Raw genomic sequence first — 2,500 nt, forward strand, 5'->3', positions numbered from 1 at the left:
AGGAGTGACTGCGTACCTTTTGTATAATGGGTCAGCGACTTACTGTTCGTGGCAAGCTTAACCGTATAGGGGAGGCGAAGGGAAACCGAGTCTGATAAGGGCGCATAGTCGCGGGCAGTAGACCCGAAACCGGGTGATCTAGTCATGCCCAGGGTGAAGGTGCGGTAACACGCACTGGAGGCCCGAACCCACTCCCGTTGCAAAGGTAGGGGATGAGGTGTGATTAGGAGTGAAAAGCTAATCGAACCCGGAGATAGCTGGTTCTCCTCGAAAGCTATTTAGGTAGCGCCTCATATGTATCCTCTCGGGGGTAGAGCACTGTTATGGCTAGGGGGTCATCGCGACTTACCAAACCATTGCAAACTCCGAATACCGAGACGGACTGTATGGGAGACACACGGCGGGTGCTAACGTCCGTCGTGAAAAGGGAAACAACCCAGACCCACAGCTAAGGTCCCAAATTCACTGCTAAGTGGAAAACCATGTGGAAAGGCACAGACAGCCAGGAGGTTGGCTTAGAAGCAGCCACCCTTTAAAGAAAGCGTAATAGCTCACTGGTCGAGTCGGTCTGCGGGGAAGATTTAACGGGGCTAAGCAGTGAACCGAAGCTTGGGGTGCATACTTTGTATGCGCGGTAGAGGAGCGTTCCGTAAGCCGTTGAAGGTGGATTGAGAAGTCTGCTGGAGGTATCGGAAGTGCGAATGCTGACATGAGTAACGATAATGCGGGTGAAAAACCCGCACGCCGAAAGCCCAAGGTTTCCTTGCGCAACGTTAATCGGCGCAGGGTGAGTCGGCCCCTAAGGCGAGGACGAAAGTCGTAGTCGATGGGAAGCAGGTTAATATTCCTGCACCTCGCGTAAGTGCGATGGAGGGACGGAGAAGGTTAGGTGTACCAGGCGTTGGTTGTCCTGGGGAAAGGCGGTAGGTTTGGATCTTTGGCAAATCCGGGATCCTTTAAGACCGACACCGAGACGAGCCTTTAAGGCGAAGTCACTGATACCACGCTTCCAGGAAAAGCTCCTAAGCTTCAGCTTACGCAGACCGTACCGTAAACCGACACAGGTGGGTAGGATGAGAATTCTCAGGCGCTTGAGAGAACTCGGGTGAAGGAACTAGGCAACATGGCACCGTAACTTCGGGAGAAGGTGCACCCTTTTTGGTGGCTCGTGCGAGCTATAGCTGAAGAGGGTCGCAGTAACCAGGCCGCTGCGACTGTTTATCAAAAACACAGCACTCTGCAAACACGAAAGTGGACGTATAGGGTGTGACGCCTGCCCGGTGCTGGAAGGTTAATTGATGGGGTCAGCCGCAAGGCGAAGCTCTTGATCGAAGCCCCAGTAAACGGCGGCCGTAACTATAACGGTCCTAAGGTAGCGAAATTCCTTGTCGGGTAAGTTCCGACCTGCACGAATGGCGTAACGACAGCGGCGCTGTCTCCACCCGAGACTCAGTGAAATTGAAATCGCTGTGAAGATGCAGCGTTCCCGTGGCAAGACGGAAAGACCCCGTGAACCTTTACTATAGCTTTACACTGAACGTTGAGTTCGTCTGTGTAGGATAGGTGGGAGGCTATGAAACTGTGGCGCTAGCTGCAGCGGAGCCATCCTTGAAATACCACCCTGTCGTGCTTGACGTTCTAACCTGGGCCCATTATCTGGGTCGGGGACCGTGTATGGTGGGTAGTTTGACTGGGGCGGTCTCCTCCTAAAGAGTAACGGAGGAGCTCGAAGGTACGCTCAGCGCGGTCGGACATCGCGCACTGTGTGCAAAGGCATAAGCGTGCTTGACTGCAAGATCGACGGATCAAGCAGGTAGGAAACTAGGACTTAGTGATCCGGTGGTTCTGTATGGAAGGGCCATCGCTCAACGGATAAAAGGTACTCCGGGGATAACAGGCTGATACCGCCCAAGAGTTCATATCGACGGCGGTGTTTGGCACCTCGATGTCGGCTCATCACATCCTGGGGCTGTAGTCGGTCCCAAGGGTATGGCTGTTCGCCATTTAAAGTGGTACGCGAGCTGGGTTCAGAACGTCGTGAGACAGTTCGGTCCCTATCTGCCATGGGCGTTGGAGATTTGAGAGGGGCTGCTCCTAGTACGAGAGGACCGGAGTGGACGAACCTCTGGTGTTCCGGTTGTCACGCCAGTGGCATTGCCGGGTAGCTATGTTCGGAAGCGATAACCGCTGAAAGCATCTAAGCGGGAAGCGCGCCTCAAGATGAGATCTCCCGGGGCACAAGCCCCCTGAAGGAACCATGTAGACTACGTGGTTGATAGGTCAGGTGTGTAAGTACAGCAATGTATTGAGCTAACTGATACTAATGATCCGTGCGGCTTGACCATATAACCTCAAGTTGCCTTGGCTTTACGACAACGTCGTAAGAGCATCCAAGTGCACGCTACGTCACAAGAACTATGCGAGGCTGGCGCCTTGTCCCTAAGGGACGAGTGCGACTCTCCAAAAGCCTCCCTGGTGAAATTAGCGCTGTGGAACCACC

2 rRNA genes (both cut by a window edge) are annotated in these 2,500 nt (G+C 53.9%); both read left to right on the forward strand.

The features are described from left to right. Window positions 1-2,345: ribosomal RNA gene (locus tag K5L94_RS01560) — 23S ribosomal RNA — on the forward strand (it extends 532 nt beyond the left edge of the window). A 126-nt stretch (window positions 2,346-2,471) separates the two neighbouring features. Beyond that, a 5S ribosomal RNA gene (gene rrf, locus K5L94_RS01565) occupies window positions 2,472-2,500 on the forward strand; it runs 86 nt beyond the window's last position.

This window comes from Stenotrophomonas forensis (assembly GCF_028752115.1).
GTDB lineage: Bacteria > Pseudomonadota > Gammaproteobacteria > Xanthomonadales > Xanthomonadaceae > Stenotrophomonas > Stenotrophomonas forensis.